Source organism: Roseitalea sp. MMSF_3546, assembly GCF_030732865.1.
Taxonomy (GTDB): domain Bacteria; phylum Pseudomonadota; class Alphaproteobacteria; order Rhizobiales; family Rhizobiaceae; genus Roseitalea.
The window spans coordinates 107486-124648 of record NZ_JASHKB010000011.1 but is presented as its reverse complement, the minus strand read 5'-3'; the positions used below and the strand labels follow the sequence as shown (position 1 = coordinate 124648).

General features: G+C 67.5%; 18 protein-coding genes. 15 read left to right on the top strand and 3 right to left on the bottom strand.

Annotated elements, in window-relative coordinates; genetic code table 11:
• Positions 1-42: 42 nt before the first annotated feature.
• A complete protein-coding gene (locus tag RBB34_RS11030; protein ID WP_306119271.1) occupies positions 43-513 on the bottom strand; it encodes a DUF411 domain-containing protein in 471 nt (156 codons plus the stop codon).
• 154 nt (positions 514-667) lie between these two features.
• Positions 668-1000, bottom strand: a complete 333-nt coding sequence (locus RBB34_RS11025; protein WP_306119270.1) for a hypothetical protein — start codon at positions 998-1000, stop codon at positions 668-670.
• A 159-nt stretch (positions 1001-1159) separates the two neighbouring features.
• Here RBB34_RS11025 and egtB point away from each other — a divergent pair, with 159 nt between their 5' ends.
• The 10 genes from egtB (at position 1160) to RBB34_RS10975 (ending at position 10738) form a co-directional block, all read left to right on the top strand.
• A complete protein-coding gene (gene egtB, locus RBB34_RS11020) occupies positions 1160-2416 on the top strand; it encodes an ergothioneine biosynthesis protein EgtB (protein WP_306119269.1) in 1257 nt (418 codons plus the stop codon).
• A gap of 285 nt (positions 2417-2701) precedes the next feature.
• Positions 2702-3187, top strand: coding sequence for a Na+/H+ antiporter subunit E (locus RBB34_RS11015; RefSeq protein WP_306119268.1), 486 nt, complete (start codon positions 2702-2704; stop codon positions 3185-3187).
• Positions 3184-3465, top strand: coding sequence for an MrpF/PhaF family protein (locus RBB34_RS11010; protein ID WP_306119267.1), 282 nt, complete (start codon positions 3184-3186; stop codon positions 3463-3465). Before RBB34_RS11015 ends, RBB34_RS11010 begins: the two co-directional genes overlap by 4 nt.
• Entirely contained in the window at positions 3462-3758 is a 297-nt protein-coding gene (locus RBB34_RS11005; RefSeq protein ID WP_306119266.1) for a monovalent cation/H(+) antiporter subunit G, read from the top strand. The genes RBB34_RS11010 and RBB34_RS11005 overlap by 4 nt, the downstream gene beginning before the upstream one ends.
• Positions 3755-4690, top strand: a complete 936-nt coding sequence (locus RBB34_RS11000; RefSeq protein ID WP_306119265.1) for a hydrogenase subunit MbhD domain-containing protein — start codon at positions 3755-3757, stop codon at positions 4688-4690. Before RBB34_RS11005 ends, RBB34_RS11000 begins: the two co-directional genes overlap by 4 nt.
• The gene (locus tag RBB34_RS10995) at positions 4687-5019 is read left to right on the top strand and encodes a cation:proton antiporter subunit C (RefSeq protein WP_306119264.1); all 333 of its coding nucleotides are present in this window, start codon (positions 4687-4689) and stop codon (positions 5017-5019) included. The genes RBB34_RS11000 and RBB34_RS10995 overlap by 4 nt, the downstream gene beginning before the upstream one ends.
• The gene (locus RBB34_RS10990; protein WP_306119263.1) at positions 5016-6494 is read left to right on the top strand and encodes a proton-conducting transporter membrane subunit; all 1479 of its coding nucleotides are present in this window, start codon (positions 5016-5018) and stop codon (positions 6492-6494) included. The genes RBB34_RS10995 and RBB34_RS10990 overlap by 4 nt, the downstream gene beginning before the upstream one ends.
• Complete coding sequence (locus tag RBB34_RS10985; RefSeq protein ID WP_306119262.1) at positions 6491-7960, top strand: proton-conducting transporter membrane subunit; 1470 nt, start codon at positions 6491-6493, stop codon at positions 7958-7960. Before RBB34_RS10990 ends, RBB34_RS10985 begins: the two co-directional genes overlap by 4 nt.
• Positions 7957-9618, top strand: a complete 1662-nt coding sequence (locus RBB34_RS10980; RefSeq protein WP_306119261.1) for a complex I subunit 5 family protein — start codon at positions 7957-7959, stop codon at positions 9616-9618. The genes RBB34_RS10985 and RBB34_RS10980 overlap by 4 nt, the downstream gene beginning before the upstream one ends.
• Positions 9619-9763: 145 nt before the next feature.
• Positions 9764-10738: a helix-turn-helix domain-containing GNAT family N-acetyltransferase gene (locus RBB34_RS10975; protein ID WP_306119260.1), complete on the top strand. Its 975-nt coding sequence runs from the start codon at positions 9764-9766 to the stop codon at positions 10736-10738.
• Positions 10739-10888: 150 nt separating this feature from the next.
• Here RBB34_RS10975 and RBB34_RS10970 read toward each other — a convergent pair whose 3' ends face one another.
• Complete coding sequence (locus RBB34_RS10970; protein ID WP_306119259.1) at positions 10889-11896, bottom strand: ester cyclase; 1008 nt, start codon at positions 11894-11896, stop codon at positions 10889-10891.
• Between the two features lie 141 nt (positions 11897-12037).
• On the opposite strand from RBB34_RS10970, the gene ugpC reads away from it, so the two are divergent.
• From ugpC to RBB34_RS10945, 5 genes are all read left to right on the top strand, one after another.
• The gene (gene ugpC, locus RBB34_RS10965) at positions 12038-13090 is read left to right on the top strand and encodes a sn-glycerol-3-phosphate ABC transporter ATP-binding protein UgpC (protein ID WP_306119258.1); all 1053 of its coding nucleotides are present in this window, start codon (positions 12038-12040) and stop codon (positions 13088-13090) included.
• Between the two features lie 62 nt (positions 13091-13152).
• Positions 13153-14376, top strand: coding sequence for an extracellular solute-binding protein (locus RBB34_RS10960; RefSeq protein ID WP_306119257.1), 1224 nt, complete (start codon positions 13153-13155; stop codon positions 14374-14376).
• Positions 14377-14447: 71 nt separating this feature from the next.
• Positions 14448-15473, top strand: a complete 1026-nt coding sequence (locus RBB34_RS10955) for a sugar ABC transporter permease (protein WP_306119256.1) — start codon at positions 14448-14450, stop codon at positions 15471-15473.
• Positions 15473-16630: a carbohydrate ABC transporter permease gene (locus RBB34_RS10950; protein ID WP_306119255.1), complete on the top strand. Its 1158-nt coding sequence runs from the start codon at positions 15473-15475 to the stop codon at positions 16628-16630. Before RBB34_RS10955 ends, RBB34_RS10950 begins: the two co-directional genes overlap by 1 nt.
• Positions 16627-17163 carry an ester cyclase gene (locus RBB34_RS10945; RefSeq protein ID WP_306119254.1) on the top strand — a complete coding sequence of 179 codons (537 nt, stop codon included), beginning with the start codon at positions 16627-16629 and terminating at the stop codon, positions 17161-17163. The genes RBB34_RS10950 and RBB34_RS10945 overlap by 4 nt, the downstream gene beginning before the upstream one ends.

Below are 17163 nucleotides of genomic sequence, written 5' to 3'. Positions count from 1 at the left end.
CGACCGGGCCCCGATGGGCCGTCCGGCTTATCGCGCGGGCCTTCATTCGCCCATCCGCACGAACACGGCAGGACGGTCTTGGCTGCGCCCGCTGAAGGCGTAGACGTTGTACCGGGCATCGGGATCGAAACCCATGCCGAGCGAGCCCTGCGGCATGCCCGGCACGGCGAGACCGCGCACATCGGGCCTTTCGCTCATCAGTTGGGTGACCGCCTCGACCGGCACGTGGCCTTCAAGAACGTATTTGCGTTCGCCGCCGATCACCGAGGTGTGGCAGGAGGCGAGTTCATCGCTCACCCCGCCCTGCTTCTTTATGAGGCTCAGATCCTCCATGTCATGGGTGCGGACGGTAAAGCCCGCTTCGATCATGCGGTCGGCCCAGACCTGGCAGCAGCCGCACCAGGGCGTCTTGTAGACCGTGATCGTCTTGTCGGGGTCGGCCTGCTGGGCCGAGGCGGAGCCGAATGCCGCCAGTGTCGCCGTCAGGGCAAGGGCAGTGATGGTCTTGTTCATGGAAGAATTGTCCTGCGTTGGAGATGCGCGACCGCCGGCGGCAAAGCCGCCGCGCGAATCCGCGCTCTTGGCACGTCGTCCTTGTCTGGGAGCATGAAAGCGCTCGATTGACCGATGGCATGACGGCGCCGCTCAGGGCGCCGGCGGGTTCAGGTCAAACGGCGATCGGCGGTCGGAACAGTGCGGAGGCGAACGCGGCAATGACGACCGGCGACGCGCCGATGCGCAGCCCCGCGTCATCTTCCGCCAAGCTGACCGCAAGCATCGGCTCGGCGGTCGAACAGTCCATCGCGCAGCCGGCCATGGCGTGGTGCATCATGCCGCTTTCGACATCGCAGCATTCGGCGAGCACCGCGGCCACCGTCGTTTGGACGGAGGTGTGCTGGCCGGCCTCGAGGCGCTGGCCGGGGCCGTCGAGCATCGAGCCCGGAGCGGCCACCGCCGCCACGAACGCAAGCATGACAAGCAGGCTCAGCACACGTCTCATGGCCTCCCTCTTAAGGCAATTTGTCCGCGCCTGCCAGAGATTTGGCTTCACAACGCGTTGAGCCCGGCGTCGATGGGCGCGCGTGCAATGCCAATCGCGGGGACGGGGCGGAACGGTATCGGCTGCGCCGCGTTACCGGCGGCAAACAGGAGTCCCGCCTTGTCCAGCACCTCCCCGCAACAGCGCCCCGCAAGCCCAAGCGAGATCGCCGGGCTGTTCGACCATGTCCGCAAGCAGACCGAGACCCTTGTCGCCCCGTTGCTGCCCGAAGACATGATGCTGCAGTCGATGGAAGATGCCAGCCCCGCCAAATGGCATCTGGCCCATACCACATGGTTCTTCGAGGAATTCATCCTCAAGGCACGCCAGCGCGATTACGCCAGCCCGGACGAGCGCTTCGCCTATCTGTTCAATTCCTACTATGTGCAGGCCGGTCCCAGGCACGCGCGCAACCAGCGCGGACTGGTCTCGCGGCCGGGCTGCGAGGATGTCGGCGCCTACCGGGCCTACGTCACCGAGGCGATGACCGCGCTGATCGGCGCCGATCGCGAGGACGCCGATGCCATCGCCGCGCTGACCGAATTGGGATGCCACCACGAAATGCAGCATCAGGAATTGCTGCTCACCGACCTTCTGCACGGGCTGTCGCACAACCCGCTGCTGCCCACCTACCGCGATCCCGAGCCGATGCCGGTGACCGCGGAGGTCCCGCTGACCTTCACGCCCAACGCCGGCGGCCTGGTCGAAATCGGCGATGACGGCACCGGCTTTGCCTATGATTGCGAGGCGCCGCGCCACCGGGTCTGGCTCGATCCGTTCGAGATCGCCGACCGGCCGGTGACCAATCGCGACTGGATCGGCTTCATCGAGGACGGCGGCTACCAGAGCGCACCGCTGTGGCTGATGGACGGCTGGGCGGCGTGCCGGCGCGATGGCTGGCAGACACCGCTCTACTGGTGGCAGCAGGACGGGCAATGGTGGACCTATACGCTGCGTGGCGCGCAGCCGGTCAATCTCGATGCCCCGGTCTGCCATGTCAGCTACTACGAGGCCGACGCGTTTGCCCGCTGGGCCGGCGCGCGTCTGCCGACAGAGGCCGAATGGGAAGTGGCCTTTGCCGACCGGCCGATCGAAGGCAACTTCCTGGACGGCGGTGCGCTGCGCCCGCTGCCGGGCGGCGGACCCTGGGGCGATGTCTGGGAATGGACGCAGTCGCCCTTTACGCCCTATCCCGGCTTCCGGCCGCCCGAGGGCGCCATTGGCGAATACAACGGCAAGTTCATGGTCAACCAGTTCGTGCTGCGCGGCGGCTCCTGCGCAACGCCGGCGGCGCAGATGCGGCCGAGCTATCGCAACTTCTTCTACCCCCATCAGCGCTGGCAGATGATGGGCCTGCGGCTCGCCCGGGACGTCTGATCATGGACAAGCCGCTCGTTTCTAACCCCGCCCTGCTCGGCGCGGCCGTCAAGGGGCTTTCCGGGCAAGCGGGCAGCCGGACCGGACCTTTCGCCGCATGCCGGCCCGGCCGCGAACGGGGGTTGGGCGCGGCCGAAACGCGCAGGCGCGGTCCTGGGATAACCGGCGGACCATCGCGGCACAGGCCGTTTGTCCGGGCTGGATCGGACGCAGGGGCGGTTGTGCTGGACAGACCGCCCTCGATCATTGCATCTGGATGCTGCGACGAGGCAGGGAGACGAGGCATTGCTGCGGACGACCGGCGGACAGATCGCCAAGCGCGCGATCCTTCTTTTTACGGTATGGCTGGTCCTGACCGCCGCCGATCCGGATGCGCTGCCGCTCGGGCTGATCGCCGTTGCCGCCGCGACCTGGCTCAGCCACGCACTGCGGCCTGATGGCGCCACGCCCGTCCGGCCGTTGCGCGCCTTCGCACTCGTGCCGGGTTTCCTGTGGCAGTCCTTTCTGGGCGGGCTCGACGTTGCGCGGCGCGCCTTCGACCCGGCCATGCCGCTCGCGCCCGGCTGGTTCGTCATCCCCGCCCGCCTGCCCGAAGGCGGTCCGCGCGTCATGCTCGGCGGCGAGTTCAGCCTGTTGCCCGGAACGCTGGTGGCGGGAACGCGCGGCGACAGCTTCCTTGTTCATGTGCTCGACCGGAACAGGGACGTGGTGCAGGATTTCGAGGCCGGCGAGGCGGCGCTTCGGCGGGCAATCGACGAGGCCCGGCCATGAGCGGCTGGCTCCTGGCGGCGGCCGTCGTGCTGCTGGCGACGGCGGCGGCGGCGCTCGTGCGGGTCGCGCGCGGACCCGATGCGGCCGACCGGATGATGGGCGCCCAGCTCGTCGGCACGACCGGGGTCGCCGTGGTGATCCTGCTGGCGGCACATGAGGGAAACTGGGCGATGCTCGACGTGGCGCTGGTGCTGTCGCTGCTTGCCGCCTTCGCCTCGGTCGCCTTCGTCAAGGCGGCCAGCCGCGATGGCCAGGGCGACCCCGAGGAGGATCCGTGAGCATCGCCACCCTTTTCACCGCGCTCATGACCACCGGCGGGCTGATCTTCTTCATTGCCGGCTCGGTCGGCATGCTGCGCTTTCCCGATCAGCACAGCCGCCTGCATGCGATGACAAAGGCCGACAATCTCGGCCTCGGGATGATCGTGCTGGGCGCGATGGCGCAGGCGGGCGGGCCGCTGGTCGTCTTCAAGCTTGCCCTGATCTGGATCCTCGCCGTCGCCGCCTCGGCCGTGACGGCCCAGACCATTGCGCGGGCGACACTGCCCGGGCAGGCCGATCCCGAAGCATGACCGGCGCGATCTTCGACATCGTCCTTTGCCTTTTGATCCTGGCCGTCGCGCTGGCCGCGATCCTTGGCCGCGACCTGTTCGGATCGGTTGTGTTCTTCATCGTCTACGGGCTGCTCGTCGCCCTTGCCTGGACGCGGCTGGGCGCGGTCGACGTGGCACTCGCAGAGGCGGCGATCGGCGCCGGTCTGACGGGCGTTCTGCTGGTCGGCGCCGTGGCACGCCTGAGGCGCGGCGGCGTCGTCGAGCCCACGCCACCGCGTCCGCTGGCCAGAGGCGCGCAGATGGGCATTTGCGTGCTCGCGGCCGGGCTGGTGGGCGCCGCCATAGCCGGGCTTGACCCCGATGCGGCCGGGTTGACCGCAACGGTCGCACAGAACCTTGAAGCGTCGGGCGTGGGCAACCCGGTAACGGCGGTGCTGCTGAACTTTCGCGGCTATGACACGCTGCTTGAAACCGTCGTCCTGCTGGTCGTGCTCATCGGCGTCTGGTCGCTGGCCGAGGACCGGTACTGGGGCGGGCGGCCGGGCCTGCGTCAGCACGCCAAGCCCGGCGGCGTGCTGGCCACCTATGGCCGCTTCCTGCCGCCGCTGGGCCTGCTTGCCGGCGTTTACGTCGTCTGGGCGGGCACGGACCAGCCGGGCGGTGCGTTCCAGGGCGGCACGATCCTGGCCGCGGTGTGGCTGCTGGTGGCAATGGCCGGGCTGGTCGATGCGCCGCCGGTCACCGCGCGCCGCTTGCGGCTGACCATCGTCGCCGGACCGGCGCTCTTTCTCGCCGTGGCGGTGGCCGGGATCTTCATGGGCGGCTTCCTGCATCTGCCGCCAGAGCACGCCAAGCAACTGATCCAGACGATCGAGGCGGGCCTTGCGCTGTCGATCGCGGCAACCCTGGCGCTGCTGGTCGCGGGGCCGCCTCAGCGAGGCGCCCGGTGACCGGGCTCGATACCGCCACGCTGTTTGCCTGGTGCGGAGCCGGGCTGATCGGGATCGGCCTTTACGGCTTTCTGGCGAATCGGCACATGCTGCGCCGGCTGGTCGCCTTCAATGTCGTCGGATCGGGCATCTTCCTCGTGTTCGGCGCAAGCGGCGCGCGACGGGCCGATCTCGGCCCGGATCCGGTCCCGCAGGCGCTCATCATCACCGGGATCGTCGTGGCGCTCGCCACCACCGCCCTGCTCGTCGCGCTGGTGATCCGCTACGCCGACCTTGCCGGCCGCGCCACGCTGCCCGAAGACGAACCAGGGGACGACGGCAAGGAATGATCCTGCCCGCACTGGCCCCGGCCCTGTCTGTCGCCGTGCCGCTGGCTGCGGCCTTCCTGGCGGTCGTTGCGCCGCGGCCGCGGCTGCTGGTGGGCGTCACCGTGCCGGCCATGCTGGCCGTCATGGCGCTCGCCGTGCTCGGGGTGCGTCAGGGCGGCCCGCTCGTCCTTGCGGTCGGCGGCTGGGAGCCGCCGCTTGGCATCGCGCTGGTCGCCGACGGGCTGTCGACCGCCTTCCTCGTGGCCACGGCGCTGACAATCGGCACCGTGCTTGTCGTCGCGCTGCCGCAGTTCCCGATCAGGCAGAACGAAACGCGGGCCGGCTGGGCCTTCTGGCCGCTCGCATTCCTGCTTTGGGCGGCGCTGAACGCGGTTTTCCTTTCGGGCGATCTGTTCAACATCTATGTCGCGATCGAATTCGTGACGCTGGCGACGCTCGCCCTTGTCGCGCTCGAAGGCAAGGCCAAGCAGGTCGAGGCGGCGATGCGCTATGCGATGTTCGCGCTGTTCGGCTCGCTCGCCTATCTGCTGGGCGTGGCGCTGCTTTATGCCGCGCACGGAACGCTGGACATCGGGCTCTTGGCCCAGTTGCCGGCCCAGGACACTGCGAGCCTTGTGGCGGCCGGCCTGATCACGGCGGGGCTGGCGGCCAAGACCGCGCTGTTTCCCTTTCACGCATGGCTGCCGCCCGCCCATGCCGGAGCCCCCGCACCGGCGAGCGCCATGCTTTCGGCGCTGGTGCCAAAGGCATCGTTCTACGTTCTGTTGCGGTTCTGGTTCGACGCCATGCCCGAAGCGGCCGGTGCGATCGCCCTGCAACTGCTGGGCGCGCTTGGCGCGACGGCCATCGTCTATGGCTCGATCCTCGCGGTCCGGCAGAACCGGCTCAAGCAGCTTGTCGCCTATTCGACCGTCGCGCAGATCGGCTATCTGTTTCTGGTCTTCCCGCTGGCCGGAGGCAGCGCCGAGCCGCAGCCATGGACGGCGGGTGCCTGGACCGGATCGGTGTTCCATGCGGTCTCGCACGCCTTTGCCAAGGCGGCGATGTTCCTGGCGGTCGGGCACGCGGTGCTCGCGGCGGGCCATGACCGGATGTCGGCGATGGACGGGCTGACAAGGCGCATGCCGATGACCGCGTTCGCGCTGGGGGTGTCGGCGGTCACGCTGATGGGCCTGCCGCCGAGCGGCGGCTTCACGGCGAAATTCCTGCTTCTGACAGCGGCCTTCGCCAGCGGCCAGGTGCTGTGGGCGGCGATCATCGTGCTGGGTGGCGTGCTGGCGGCCGCCTATCTGTTCCGGCCGCTGGCGCGGGCATTCCTGCCCGATCGCGGGCGATACGGCACGGTGCCGCGCGCCCAGCAGGCTTTGCCACTGGCATTGGCGATGCTGTCGGTGGTGCTCGGCATCGTCTCGGCGGCACCTTACGATTTCCTTCAGACTGGCCGTCCCGCAGCGGCCGAGGAGGGGCTCGAGTGAACCAGGCCCTGCCGCTGATCATCCTGGCCACCGCGCTGGTGCCGAGCCTGATCACCTTCTTTCTGGCGGAGGATCGGGTCTGGGTTCGCAATGCGCTGAACCTTGGCGGCGCGGTGCTCAAGCTGGCGCTGGTGGTCTTCATGCTGGCCGAGGTGGGCCGCGGGCAGGTCTATCAGACCGAGTTCGAACTGGTGCCCGGCCTGTCGCTGGTGTTGCGGATCGACGCGTTGTCGCTGCTGTTCGTGACCCTGTCGACCGTGCTGTGGCTGCTGACGACGGTCTATGCGATCGCCTATCTGCACGGCGGCAAGAACCTGCCGCGCTTTTTCGGCTTCTTCAGCCTGTGCGTCTTCGCAACGACGGGAATTGCCTTTTCCGGCTCGCTGATCACCTTCTTCCTGTTCTATGAACTGCTCACGCTCGCCACCTGGCCGCTGGTCGTGCACAAGGGCGATGCCGCATCGATCAGGGCCGGCCGGACCTATCTGGGCTACACATTGACGGGCAGTGCGATCCTGCTTGTCGGGATCGTCTGGCTCGAAAGCCTGACCGGGCCGGTCGCCTTCGCCGCGCCGCCGCAACTGGCCGGGCTCGACGCCTGGAGCCTGCGGGCGATCTTCCTGCTTCTGATCGCCGGGCTCGGCGTCAAGGCGGCCCTTGTCGGCCTGCATGTGTGGCTGCCCCAGGCCATGGTCGCGCCCGCGCCGGTGAGCGCGCTGCTGCATGCGGTGGCCGTGGTCAAGGCCGGCGCCTTCGGCATCGTGCGCGTGGTCTACGACATCTACGGCATCGCCCTGGTCCAGGAGATCGACATGGGCCTGCCGCTTGCGGCGATTGCCTCGGCGACGATCCTGTTCGGCTCCATCCGTGCGCTGACCCAGCATGGCCTCAAGCCGCTGCTCGCCTATTCGACGGTCAGCCAGGTTTCCTACATCGTTCTGGGCGCTGCGCTGTTCAGCCAGACGGCGGTCGTGGGCGGGCTCGTCCACCTGGTTCATCAGGGCCTGATGAAGATCACGCTGTTCTTCTGCGCCGGTGTCTTCGACGAACGGGCCGGAGTCCACGACATCGACGAGATCGACGGCATTGGCGCGCGCCTTCCCTGGACATCGGTCGCCTTCACGCTCGGCGCGCTCGGCATGATCGGCCTGCCGCCGATCGCCGGCTTTGCCAGCAAATGGTATCTGGGCACCGGCGGGCTCGAGGCCGGCCAGCCCTGGGTCGTCGCCGTGCTGGCCGTCTCGACGCTGCTCAACGGCGCCTATTTCCTGCCGGTTCTCTACCGGATCTGGTTCCGCGAGCCGGGCCCCAACGCGGCCGCCGCCGAAACGGAGGGGCCGGCCATGCTGCTGGCCCCGCCCATTGCCACCGCAGCGCTCGCCCTGGCCGCGGGACTGTTCGCGGCCGCCGCGCTCAGCCCGCTCGGCTGGGCCACCCTGATCGTCGAACGGCAATACGCGCCATGATCGTGTCAGGTCCATTGCTGCCGTTTGCCGCCCTGGCGCTGCCGCTGCTGCTGGGGCTGCTCGCGGCGGTGCCGGCGATGCGGCCGCGCGTGCTCATGCTGCTGCCGATCGCGCCGCTTCCGGCGCTGGCACTGGCGCTTTCGGGGCCGACGGGCGAGCACACCGAATTGCCGGTTCTGCTGCTCGGCGTCCGGCTCGGCCTCGATGCGACCGGCGCGATGTTTCTGGGTGCCTCGGCCCTTCTTTGGGCGCTGGCTGGCGTTTTTGCGACGGCCTATATGCGCCGGACGCACAAGCGCGAGGTGTTCGTCGCGTTCTGGTGCCTCACCCTGACAGGCAATCTCGGGGTGTTTTTGGCGCGGGACGCGGTGACGTTCTATGTCAGTTTCACGGCCGTCTCGCTGCCCGCCTATCTGCTGATCGTGCACGATGCCACGCGCGAGGCGCTGCGTGCCGGGCGGATCTACATGATCCTGGCCCTGGTCGGCGAGACCAGCCTGCTGGTTGGCCTGATCATCGCCTGCGCCCATGCGGACAGCCTCGTGATCAGCCAGGTGCGCGACGCGCTCGCCGACGCACCGGGGCGCGAGGCGGCACTCGCGCTGATGCTGATCGGCCTTGGCATCAAGGCCGGGCTGGTGCCGCTGCATGTATGGTTGCCGCTCGCCCATCCGCAGGCGCCGACGCCAGCCTCGGCGGTGCTCAGCGGCGCGATCGTCAAGGCCGGCATTTTCGGCATGCTCGTCCTGCTGCCGGCCGGCGCGGGCATGGCGAACTGGAGCCTGGCGCTTGTCGCCGCCGGCCTTGGCGGCGCCTATTTCGGCATCGTCGCCGGCCTGGGCCAGAACGGCGCCAAGGCCGCGCTCGCCTATTCGACGGTCAGTCAAATGGGCCTGATGATCGCGGCGGCGGGCGCGGCCCCGCTCGCCGATGCGCCCGCCGAATTCGCCGCCGTGATCGCGCTTTATGCGGTCCATCACGGGCTGGCCAAGGGCGCGCTCTTCATGTCGGTGGGCGTGGCGGGCCAGGTGAACGGGCGCGCGCGTCACGCCCTGCTGGCGGCCGTGGCACTACTGGCGTTGTCCGTGGCGGGCCTGCCGCTGACCGGCGGGGCCGTCGCCAAGACCGCGCTCAAGAGCGGCCTTGAGGGTCCGGCGGCGACGCTGGTGGCCGCATCGGCGGCCGGAACGGCGCTCTTGCTGCTGCATGTGTGGGTGTTGCTGCGCCGGTCAAGCGCGCATGGCAGCCGGCCCGGCCGGCTGTTGTGGGCACCGTTCCTGGCAGCCGGGGCCACGGCGCTGGTGCTGCCCTGGCTGCTGGCGCCGGCCGTCGGCGTCAAGGCGTCCTACGTGCTTTCCGCGGCCAATCTGTGGAGCGCCACCTGGCCGCTTCTTGCCGCCGCCGCGATCGCCGCTGCGGTCATCGGCCTGAGGATTGGCGTGCCCCGCATCCCGGCCGGCGACCTTGTCGTTGTCGCCGAACGGATGGTTCCCCCGGCCGTCTCGCGACGGCCTGCCCCGTCGCACCCCGGGCCTCGCCGTGGGATGAGACGGCTGGACCCGATCGACAGGCTCGAGCGGGGACTGCGCCGCTGGAGCACGGCCGGGCCGGTGCTGCTGGGCACGGCTGTCGTCCTGGCCGCGCTGTTTCTGGCCTGAAACCGCAGGGCCCGGCACAAGCCGAGCGCAACGCGCGCCGGCCCGGCCCCCATCGCGGGCGCGCCAGACCGGCGACGGCCCGATCGCCCATTGCCAAGAGACCGGCCTGCATTTAGTTGTAACATACAACTGAATGGAGGATCCCGTGACGGACGACGCGGCGACCATCGCGCACATTCGCGATGCCTCGCGCCGGCTGGTGCGCGAACTGGGCTTCATGCAGGCAACGCTGGCCGGCACGGACCTGTCGCCATCGGCCGTGCATGCCATCATCGAGGTCGGTCTGGGCCGGAACGTCAGCGCCCGCGATCTGGTCGCGGCCTTGCGGCTGGAGAAATCGACCGTCAGCCGGCTGGTCGGCGCGCTCGTCGCCGATGGCTATCTCGCAGAGGCGCGCGATGGGACCGACACGCGCCTCAAGCGGCTGACGCTGACCGACAGGGGCCGGCAGGCCTATGCCGCCATCAACGCCTTCGCCGGCGGTCAGGTGCGCGGCGCCGTCGACCGGCTCGACGGGCTGGGCGCGCCCGATCTCGCCCGCGCGCTCGACGCCTATGCCAGGGCGCTCGGCGATCAAGCGCAACGACAGCCTGTCACGGACATCGTCGAGGGCTATGTGCCCGGACTGATCGGCCGGGCGGTGGCCATGCATGCCGACTACTACAGCCGGGCGGCCGGGTTCGGGGCGCCGTTCGAGGCGACCGTCGCCGGCGCAATGGCCGGTTTCGTGCCACGGCTCGGGCGCGACGGCAACGCCATCTGGAGCGCCCGGCGCGGCGGCGCGATCGTCGGCACGATCGCCATCGACGGCGAGGATCTGGCGCCGAACGTTGCGCATCTGCGCTGGTTCATCGTCGCCGACGGCCTGCGCGGGGCGGGCATCGGCCGGGCGCTGATGCAGGCGGCGATGGAGTTCGTCGATAGCCACGGCTTTGCGGAGACACGGCTGTGGACCTTTTCCGGCCTCGACGCGGCCCGGGCGCTCTACGAGCGCGCCGGCTTCCGCCTCGTCGGGGAAAAGCCCGGCCGGCAATGGGGCGAACAGGTGCGCGAGCAGCAGTTCGTGCGCCCTCATCCCGGCCGCGCGGCCGACGAGCAGGATCGCTCATTCCACCCATGACGACAATCGGCTTTTCCGACTGTCCGGGCGCACCCATCACGGGCGCGACGGCGGCACGCCCGATCCCATGGTCGCGCCCGGCCACGCGCGCCATGTCGGAGAGCGCATCGCTGTCGCAGATTGCGCGCAAGCACGCTTGGTCGCAGGCCTTCATCCCGATCCGGCTGCCGGAAGGGCCCTCGATCGGGCCAGAAGGTCGACGCCCATCTGATCGAAAAGGCCCAGATAGTCGAGCAGCACCCAGTTCTCGATGATCTTCCGGTCGGCGAGCCGGTAGAAGTCCATCACGTTCAGCGTCAGGGCCTTGCCGGTCGCGGCAACGCCCAGATATTCGCCCCGATGCGTCATGGTCATGGAGGGCCAGCCCGAAAAGGCCGCATAGTCGCCATCGCCTATACGGCAGAAATGGTTGCCGCCCCTGCGGTCGGGAAAGGCGCGCAGGAATGCCGCCCGGTGATGGTTGACGAACCCGTCCCAGCCGAAGGTCGACCCGATTCCGCCGGGTCCGTACCACATCATGTCCTCGTGCCAGTGACCGTGCGTGCCGGTCTGGGCTTCCGAATGGAACGTGTCGGGATCGAAATCGTGCAGGTCGGCGATCATCGCTTCGACGATGTCCAGCGAGGTGCTGCCGGCCTCGGGATCGTTGGGAAGGATGCCGTCATGCGTCGCCGGTCCGGGGAACAGCATTTCCGTGCCCAGCATGCGCGGCAGCGGAAAGCGGCCGGCCTGGCGCATCAGATCGATCAGATCGATGATGATGCGCGCTTTGGTGATCTTGCCGTCATCGATGCGATAGAACTCGCCCGAGCGCAGGAAGGCAAGCCGGTCGGCGGGCCGCACCCCGAACAGGTCGCGGTCGAAGATGCCGACATAATGGGTCACCGAGCACACCCAGTTGCCGCCCTCGGCCCGGCGGTTGGCCGCACCGAAGAAGATTTCGTCACGGCGCCAGATCCGGAACAGGGCCCGGCGCAGCGGCATCAGGAAGCCTTCGACGACGGCTTCGAGCCCGTCCAGACGTCCGACCGGATGCGACACGTCCCAGACCGTATCGTGCGCGATCATCGAGCGCGAAAAACAGTCCAGCTCGGCGTCGGGGATGCGGATCAGGGCGTTCAGAAAGGCGTGACTCGCTTCCCTCCAATCGTCCATCATGTTGATCTTCCTTGTATTTCTCAATCAATTGCAAACGTATTCAAAAAGTGCTTGCCAAAAAGAACATCGCGAGTCTACGGTTTTTGAAATCGTATGCAAAGCGTCCGGCAACAACGCCATACGGTCCAGGGAGGGGGTCCCTTGGCGGAGATCCAGCTTCACAATGTCTCAAAGCGCTGGGGCAATTTCATCGGGGTCGATGATTTCAACCTGACGATCGCCGATCAGGAATTCCTGGTCCTTCTTGGTCCGTCGGGATGCGGCAAGACCACGACCATGCGCATGATCGCCGGTCTCGAGGATGTCACCGAGGGCCAGATCTCGATCGACGGCAAGGTGGTCAATGATCTCGATCCCAAGGATCGGGACATCGCCATGGTGTTCCAGAGCTACGGGCTCTACCCGAACATGAACGTGTTCGAGAACATCCGGTTTCCGCTCAAGGTCCGCAAGGTCGATCCGGCGAGCCATGAAGAGCGGGTCATGCGCGCGGCCCGGATGGTCGAACTGGAGCCGTTCATGCACAGACGACCGGCCGAGCTGTCCGGCGGCCAGCGCCAGCGTGTCGCGCTCGCCCGTGCGATCGTGCGCGAGCCCAACGCCTTTCTGATGGACGAGCCGCTGTCGAACCTCGATGCGAAACTGCGCGTGTCGACGCGCGCGCAGATCAAGAATCTCTCCCATGAGCTCAAGGTGACGACCATCTACGTCACCCACGACCAGATCGAGGCCATGACGCTGGCCGACCGCGTCGTCGTCATGAAGCAGGGCGTGGTTCAGCAGGTCGGCACGCCCACCGATATCTATGACCGGCCGGCGAACACGTTCGTGGCCGGCTTCATCGGCTCGCCGGCCATGAACCTGATGGATGGCGTGCTCGAAAACGGCACATTCACCGGGGACCGCGTCTGCATCTCGGGCCTGGACGGGCCGGACGGGCCGGTCGTTCTGGGCTTTCGGGCCGAAGACGCCAGTGTCGGCGAGGCACAGGGCGCGATCAACGCGCCGGTCTACACGATCGAGCTTCTGGGCGATGCGACCATGATCACGGTGCGCGCGGGCGGGGCTCTCGTCTCGGTAAAGGCGCCAAAGGATTACCGGGCCGAAATCGACGATTCGGTAGCGCTTTCGGTCCCGGCGAGCATCTGCCACCTGTTCGACAAGAAGACAGGGGCGCGTATCGGAGGCCACTGAACGGGCCGACCGGTATCACGCCGGGCAAGCCCGCCGCTGACGCATTGGAAAGGGAGAATGCAATGACACTGAGAACCCTCATGATGGCGGGCATGGTCTCGCTCTTGCCCGTGTCGGCCGCCCAGGCCGACTGCGCGTTCGAGAACGAAACGCCGGTCAAGGTGCTGTCGGCCGGCTTCGAGGCGTGGAAGGCGGTCACCGACGCCATGGCCGAATGCGGCAATGTCGATGCCGAACTCGATCAGGAATTCCGCACCAAGCAGCCCGCCGCCTTCGCTGCCAATCCGTCGCTCTACCACATTGGCGGGGTGGCCAACGGGACGATCACGCCGCTGCTCAACGAGGGCACCATACGCCCCCTTGACGATCTTGTGGCCGAGTACGGGGAGAACCTCGCGCCGAACCAGCTCATCAAGGTCGACGGGCAGACGATGGCCATCGCGATGATGGTCAACACGCAGCACCTGATGTACCGGCAGGACATTTTCGACGAGCTCGGCCTTGAGGTTCCCACCACCTGGGACGAGGCGCTCGAGGTCGCGGCGCAGATCGAGGAAGCGGACGTCGTCGACTATCCCCTCGGCGCGACGATGAAGTCGGGCTGGAACCTGGCGCAGGACTTCAACAACATGTTCCTGGGCTATGGCGGCCAGTTCACCGACGCCGAGTCAATGCCGACGGTCAACACCGAAGCGGGCGTCAACGCGCTCGAAATGATGAAGGCGCTGACCGAATACATGGACCCCGAATATCTGGTTTCGGACTCCACCTACGTGCAGCAGCAGTTCCAGCAGGGCAAGATCGCCATGGCCAATCTGTGGGCCAGCCGCGGCGCGGCGATGGACGATGAAGCCGAAAGCCAGGTGGTCGGCAAGGTCAACGCGGCCGCCGCCCCGCTCGCCATGGAGGGCGGCGCACCGGCGACGACCCTCTGGTGGGACGGCATCGTGATCGCCCGCAACATCTCCGACGAGCAAGCCCAAGCCGCCTTCCGTGTCGCCATGGAGGGCCTGGACACCGAGATGGTCAAGGCCAACAATGACGCCGCGATCTGGCTGATTTCGGGCTATCAGCCCAACCGCCTGGCCGAAGGCGCCATCGCGACCGCTTCGGCCGAACCGGCGCCGCCGTCCTACCCGTCGACCAGCCAGATGGGCCTGATGCACACCGCGCTCGGCAACGAACTGCCGGCCTTCTTCACCGGCGAACGCGACGCCGAGGCGACGCTGGCCGCGGTGGAAGATGCCTATATCACGGCCGCGCAGGAAGCGGGCCTGATCGAGTAGCCGCCGGGCACAGTCCCGCAGCCGGCGAGACCGGCTGCGGCAAGCTCCATGGGGCCTTGGGGGAGGCGGCGATGAAATTCAGAACATTTGCATGGTTCGTCGGGCCGTCGGTCCTGATGATGCTGCTGTTCATCGCCTTCCCGCTCGTTTCGGTGTTCCTGCAGAGCTTTCAGGTCACCCAGCCGGTGGTCGAGACGGTAGAGGTCGAAACCTGCACGCCTGGCTTTGTCGGCCAGACCTGCGTGACCGAGACCAAGACGACGCCGGTGCTCGATGCCAACGGCAACCCGGTGACGACGACCGAATGGGTCGGGCTGTTGAGCTACACCCGCCTGCTGCAATTCGATCAGGTGGGCGCGGCGATCGCCAGCGGTGCCTTCAGTTCGATCCTCGCCATCGATTTCTGGAAGGCGCTCCGGTTCACGCTGACATTCACGCTTGTCACCCTGCCGCTGGTGATCGGCCTGGGCCTGGCAATCGCGCTGGCGGTCAACAATGCGGCGCGTTCGGTCCGCGGTCAGATCATCTTCGTTTCGCTGCTGCCCTTCATCATCACGCCGGTGATCGGCGCCCTGTCCATCCGCTGGCTGTTTTACGGCGACGGCATCGTGACGGCGCTGCTCGAGGACATGCTGGCAACCGACATCTCGGTGGCCGCCAACGGATGGGCCATCGAGTTCTTGATGATGTTCTACCGGGTATGGCACGTCGCGCCGTTCGCCTTCGTGATCTTCTATGCCGGCTTGCAGACGGTCAATCAGGACACGCTGGAAAGCGCGATCATCGACGGGGCGAGCCGGTTCGAGCGGCTGCGCTTCGTGGTCGTTCCCCACCTGATGCCGCTGATCATCTTCGTCGCGCTGATCCACCTGATGGACGCCTACCGGGCCTTCGAGGAAGTGGTCGGCTTTTCCTCGCAGGCGCACCGCATCACGCTGCAATGGCTGACCTACGACCTGCTGACGCCGGACGATGCGGGCAACCGGGCGATCAGCCGCGCCTCGGCCAGCGCCATGCTGACCATGATCGGCATCGTCATCCTGCTGATCCCGCTACTGCGCCGCACATGGCGCGACCACAAGGGGAGCGCGCGCTGATGGCGACCGCCAAGGCCATGCAACAGCCCTTTTCGCTGCGCTTTGCGTCGGCATCGTTCCTGACGCTGTGGTGCCTGATCGCCGCCTTCCCGATCGTTTGGATCGCGGTGATGAGCTTCAAGTCGCCGGTGGACGCGTTCTCGGCCAACCCGCTGAACGTCGTCTTCGGCCCCGCGACGCGGGCCGACGGCAATGGCCTGTCGCTGCTCGATATCGCGGTCGGACTGGCGGTTCTGGTCGGCGCCGGCCGCATCGCGTTCACGCAATTGCCCAGGTGGGTCGCACGCTTCACGCCCAAGGGCCTGATCGTCGTCGGCTGGCTGGTCGGAGCCGGCGCGTTCGCCGCCGCATTCCTTTTGGTATTTTTCGGTCTGCTGCCGCCGGTTCTCGCCGTGCTCAATTCGATCGCGGGGCCGCTGGGTACGCCGATCATCGGGCTGACAGCCGAGCACTATTACGCGGTCTGGGTCGAAAACCAGTTCTGGCGCAACTTCCAGAATTCGCTGATCGTCACCGCCGGCGTCGTCACGGTCTCGCTGACGGTGGGCACGCTGGCCGGCTACGGACTCGCCCGCTCGGGCTCCAATCTCGCCTTCTGGATCCTGATCGTCGCGCTGGTCTTCCGCGCCCTGCCCCATTCGGTCCTGGTGGCGGGCTATCTGCCGGTGTTCATCAACTCGGCTGAAATCCTCCGGCCGATCCTAGGCGAGAACGCGCCGACGCTGTACGGCCAGCCGCTGGCGGTCATCGCCGTGCTGGTGGCCATCAACCAGCCCTTCACCATCTGGATGCTGCGCTCGTTCTTCCAGAACATTCCCAACGAGTTGGACGAAGCGGCGCGGGTCGACGGGTGCACGCATTTCCAGGCATTCCGCTGGGTGATCATGCCCGTAATGTGGCCCGGGGTGATCACCACCGGCCTGTTCTCGTTCCTTCTGGCCTACAACGACCTGCTGGTGACATCGCTGCTGCTGGACGCGCAGAACCAGACCATGGTTCCGGCGATCGCCGGCTATTTCAACCGCGAGACCACGACCACCGACCAGGTCGAGGCTGTCGCCGCCGCGGTCTCCATCACCGCGCCGCTGTTCCTGCTGGTGATGGTCTTCCAGCGCCAGATCGTGAGCGGCCTGACCGCCGGAGCGGTCAAGGGATGACAGGGGCCCGTCCCGAACAGGCGGTGCTCAGCCGCGCCACGGATCTTTCGAAGACCGGCGAGACCCGCGCGGTCATCGAAGCGATGGTGGACGGGCTCAACGATCACCGCATCGACGATATGGGCGAATTCTTCGCCGAGTCGTTCCGCTGGATGGGCAATTGTGGCTGCGGCACCAAGAACGGGCTGCGCGAATTCCAGGATCATTGGCAGCGCCCCTTTCAGGCCGCGTTTTCCGACAAGGTCTGCATCGACGAGGCCCGGCTCTTCATGGGGGAATGGGCCGCCGCCTTCGGCCGGCAGGAGGCGACCCATTCCGGCCCGTTCATGGGCCTGGAGCCGACCGGCAGGCGCGTTCAGATCCGGTACATGGATTTCTGGAAGGTGGTCGACGGCAAGATCACCGACAATTGGGTGATGGTCGATTTCCCGCATGTGCTCGCCCAGCTCGGCGTCGACGTGTTCGGCGGACAGGGCTGGGAGGCCTACGACCGCGGCGAGAAGACGCCGCCGGTCCCGAATGAACGAGGATGA

What these genes read in the sequence shown, in the direction of transcription:
- RBB34_RS11010 (WP_306119267.1), top strand. Translation starts at nt 3,184, where the DNA reads ATGAGCGGCTGGCTCCTGGCGGCGGCCGTCGTGCTGCTGGCGACGGCG.
- RBB34_RS10945 (WP_306119254.1), top strand. Translation starts at nt 16,627, where the DNA reads ATGACAGGGGCCCGTCCCGAACAGGCGGTGCTCAGCCGCGCCACGGAT.
- RBB34_RS11025 (WP_306119270.1), bottom strand. Translation starts at nt 1,000, where the DNA reads ATGAGACGTGTGCTGAGCCTGCTTGTCATGCTTGCGTTCGTGGCGGCG.
- RBB34_RS10970 (WP_306119259.1), bottom strand. Translation starts at nt 11,896, where the DNA reads ATGATGGACGATTGGAGGGAAGCGAGTCACGCCTTTCTGAACGCCCTG.
- RBB34_RS11030 (WP_306119271.1), bottom strand. Translation starts at nt 513, where the DNA reads ATGAACAAGACCATCACTGCCCTTGCCCTGACGGCGACACTGGCGGCA.
- RBB34_RS10960 (WP_306119257.1), top strand. Translation starts at nt 13,153, where the DNA reads ATGACACTGAGAACCCTCATGATGGCGGGCATGGTCTCGCTCTTGCCC.
- RBB34_RS10950 (WP_306119255.1), top strand. Translation starts at nt 15,473, where the DNA reads ATGGCGACCGCCAAGGCCATGCAACAGCCCTTTTCGCTGCGCTTTGCG.
- RBB34_RS11000 (WP_306119265.1), top strand. Translation starts at nt 3,755, where the DNA reads ATGACCGGCGCGATCTTCGACATCGTCCTTTGCCTTTTGATCCTGGCC.
- RBB34_RS10980 (WP_306119261.1), top strand. Translation starts at nt 7,957, where the DNA reads ATGATCGTGTCAGGTCCATTGCTGCCGTTTGCCGCCCTGGCGCTGCCG.
- RBB34_RS10955 (WP_306119256.1), top strand. Translation starts at nt 14,448, where the DNA reads ATGAAATTCAGAACATTTGCATGGTTCGTCGGGCCGTCGGTCCTGATG.
- RBB34_RS10990 (WP_306119263.1), top strand. Translation starts at nt 5,016, where the DNA reads ATGATCCTGCCCGCACTGGCCCCGGCCCTGTCTGTCGCCGTGCCGCTG.